At 62.8% G+C, this 3,223-nt stretch carries 3 protein-coding genes; 2 read left to right on the top strand and 1 reads right to left on the bottom strand.

The window, feature by feature from the left end:
- Positions 1–4: 4 nt before the first annotated feature.
- Positions 5–502 carry a peptide-methionine (R)-S-oxide reductase MsrB gene (gene msrB, locus GPS82_RS13620; RefSeq protein WP_296495626.1) on the bottom strand — a complete coding sequence of 166 codons (498 nt, stop codon included), beginning with the start codon at positions 500–502 and terminating at the stop codon, positions 5–7.
- A gap of 351 nt (positions 503–853) precedes the next feature.
- Here msrB and GPS82_RS13615 point away from each other — a divergent pair, with 351 nt between their 5' ends.
- Both GPS82_RS13615 and GPS82_RS13610 read left to right on the top strand, forming a co-directional pair.
- Entirely contained in the window at positions 854–2,191 is a 1,338-nt protein-coding gene (locus GPS82_RS13615) for a glutamine synthetase family protein (RefSeq protein ID WP_296495624.1), read from the top strand.
- A 71-nt stretch (positions 2,192–2,262) separates the two neighbouring features.
- The coding region (locus tag GPS82_RS13610; RefSeq protein ID WP_296495628.1) for a transaminase at positions 2,263–3,223 on the top strand (961 nt) is incomplete at its 3' end.

The raw sequence follows: 3,223 nt of genomic DNA, 5'->3' as shown, positions 1-3,223 counted from the left end.
GCACTCAGGTGCGCAGCGCGGGCAGCGCGGTGCCGGTGGGGACAAAGCTCAGCGCCACGCCGTTGTTGCAATAGCGTTTTCCGGTGGGTTTGGGGCCGTCGTTGAACACATGGCCCTGGTGGCCGCCGCAGCGGGCGCAGTGGTATTCGGTGCGCGGGTAAATGGCCTTGTAGTCGGTGGATGTGCCCATGGCGCTGGGCAGGGGCTGCCAGAAGCTGGGCCAGCCGGTGCCGCTCTCGTATTTGTGGGCGGCGTCAAACAGCGGCTGGTTGCACGCGGCGCACAGGTAGGTGCCGGGGCGCTTCTCGGCGTTCAGGGCGCTGGTGCCGGCGCGCTCCGTGCCATGCTCAAACAGCACGTCATAGGCTGCGGCCGAAACGATTTTCCGCCACTCGGCTTCACTTTTTTTCAGCGGAAACGGCGCCGCAGCCAATGCAGCGGCAGGCAAGGTGGCCCCAGCCAACCAGCCGCTCAGGGATTTCAACAGGGTTCGTTTGTTCATCATCAGTTCCTTGGTCGGGGTCTTGCGGGGCCGCAGGACAGCGTGTCAATCGGGTAGCGCACGGTAAAGCAATCTTGCCTGGGGTGAGTCGGTGGGGGATGAACATCCTTACAACTTGATTGCAAGCAACAGCCAAATTTCACGCCGGTATGTTGCGGTTGCCGCGGGGGTGGTCATGCAATGGGTCGTCCCTGTTCGTGCAGTCGTCCAATCGCCGTCCTCACAACCCTCACCAAAAACTCAAGGCAATTCAATGATTTGATCAAAACATGTCATAAATATCATTTTTAATCTATCATTCGTTTTAATTTGATCACAAAAGGCAAATGCGCAGAGCATAGCCACCTCAACATGAACGACATCATCACCCAGTTTTTGCAGCAACACCGCATCCATGAGGTCGAATGTGTCATTCCCGACATGACCGGAATTGCGCGCGGCAAGATCCTGCCCAAGGACCTGTTTTTAAGTGCCGGCGAAATGCGCATTCCCAAGAGTGTGCTGCTCAACACGGTCAACGGCCAGCAGCCTGACAACGGGCCCTATGTGGGTGAGACCGACCCCGACATGGTGTGCCTGCCCGACGTGAGCACCGCGCGGGTGGTGCCATGGGCAGCGGAGCCGGTGGCGGTGGTGATTCATGACTGCCATGAGTTCGATGGCTCGCCGGTGCAGCTCTCGCCGCGCAGTTTGCTGCGCCATGTGGTGTCGCTGTATGAAAAGCAGGGCTGGCAGCCGGTGGTGGCGCCCGAGATGGAGTTTTACCTGGTGGCGCGCCAGCAAAACCCGCACGAGCCGCTGCAGCCGCCGCTGGGGCGCACCGGCAAGTCCGAGGCCGGCCGGCAGTCGTATTCGATTGACGCGGTGAACGACTTCGACCCGTTTTTCATGGAGCTTTCACAGTTTTGCGGCGTGCACCGGCTGGGGGTTGAAACGCTGATCCATGAGGCTGGCGCCGGCCAGATGGAGATCAACTTCAGCCATGGTGACCCGATGGACCTGGCCGACCGGGTGTTCTTGTTCAAACGCACGGTGCGTGAAACCGCGCTGCGGCACGGCATCTTCGCCACCTTCATGGCCAAGCCGATGGAAATGGAGCCCGGCAGCGCCATGCACATTCACCAAAGCGTGTTGGACATGGACACCGGGCGCAACATCTTTTCCAATGCCGATGGTTCGGGCAGTGACCACTTCAATCATTACATTGGCGGACTGCAAAAATACGTGCCACAGGTGATGCCGATGCTGGCGCCGTATGTGAATTCGTACCGGCGGCTGTCACGCTTCATGTCGGCCCCGATCAACGTGCAGTGGGGCCTGGACAACCGCACCTGCGGCATTCGCATTCCCAAATCCAACGCGCAAAACCGCCGCGTGGAAAACCGCGTGCCCGGTGTCGATGTCAACCCCTATCTGGCAATGGCAGCCACGCTGGGCTGCGGCTATCTGGGCATGATGGAGCGCCTCAAGCCCTCAGACCCGATGGACAGCAGCGCCTGGGACCTCGACTACGAGTTGCCGCGCCACCTGGAAGACGCCATCACCCGCATGCGCGGCTGTGACGCCATGGCCGAGGTGCTGTGGCCGTCGTTCGTCAAGGCCTTCTGCGCCGTGAAGGAACTGGAGTACGCCACCTACAACCGGGTGATCAGCTCGTGGGAGCGCGAGCACCTGTTGCTTCTGGTGTGAGGGCTCAGGTCATGCAGCTAACAGCACAAAGGCCTACCCGCAGCGGCCTCAACCCCGCGTCTTTGGCGCGTATGGCGCAGCAGGAGCGCGCCGAGTTTGTGGCAGCCAACCCCTTGTCCCAAGCGATGGCGCAGCGCAGCGCGAGGCACTGGCTGTTTGGCGTGCCCTTGCACTGGATGAGCGACTGGTCGACACCATTTGCCTTGCAGGTGGCGCACGCCCACGGCGCCCAGGTGACCGATGTGGATGGCCACCGGCGGGTCGATTTTTGCCTGGGCGACACAGGCGCCATGTTTGGCCACGCGCCGGAGGCGGTGGTGCGCGCAGTGCAGCACCAGGTGGCGCAGGGCTGCACCACCATGCTGGCCACCGATGACGCCGCCTGGGTGGGCGCCGAGCTGGCGCGCCGCTTTGGCCTGCCCATGTGGCAAAGCGCGTTGTCGGCCAGCGATGCCAACCGTTTTCTGTTGCGATGGGTGCGTGCCGCCACCGGGCGCAAAAAGTTGCTGGTGTTCAACGGCTGCTACCACGGCACCGTGGATGACGTGTTTGTGGACTTGGTCAACGGCCGGCCCAGGCAGCGTGACAGCCTGCTGGGCCAGGTGCATGACCTCACGCAACACACGCTGGTGGTCGAGTTCAACGACCTGCCCGCACTGGAGGCGGCGCTGCAGGGCGGTGACGTGGCCTGTGTGCTGGCCGAGCCGGTCATGACCAACATTGGCATGGTGCTGCCCGAACCCGGTTTCTGGGAAGCTGCGCAAGCGTCGATTCGCCAGCACGGCGCGCTGCTGATTCTGGACGAAACCCACACCTTCAGCAGCGGCCCGAGCGGCTACGCCCGAACGCATGGCCTGCAGCCCGACGCGCTGGTGCTGGGCAAGCCGATTGCCGGCGGCCTGCCTTGTGCGGTCTACGGCTTCAGTGCCGAGCTGGCCGAGCGCGCCATGCAGGCCAAACGCCAGGCGCCCGCCGGCCACTCGGGCATTGGCACCACCCTGACCGGCAACATGCTGGCCATGGCCGCCATGC

This window comes from Rhodoferax sp., assembly GCF_011391645.1.
GTDB lineage: Bacteria > Pseudomonadota > Gammaproteobacteria > Burkholderiales > Burkholderiaceae_C > Rhodoferax.
The sequence above is the reverse complement of the archived record's forward strand: the minus strand, read 5'-3'. Positions and strand labels throughout refer to the sequence as shown.

Excerpts from the sequence above, each read along its gene's own strand:
- GPS82_RS13615 (WP_296495624.1), top strand. The coding sequence starts at position 854 with ATGAACGACATCATCACCCAGTTTTTGCAGCAACACCGCATCCATGAG.
- msrB (WP_296495626.1), bottom strand. The coding sequence starts at position 502 with ATGAACAAACGAACCCTGTTGAAATCCCTGAGCGGCTGGTTGGCTGGG.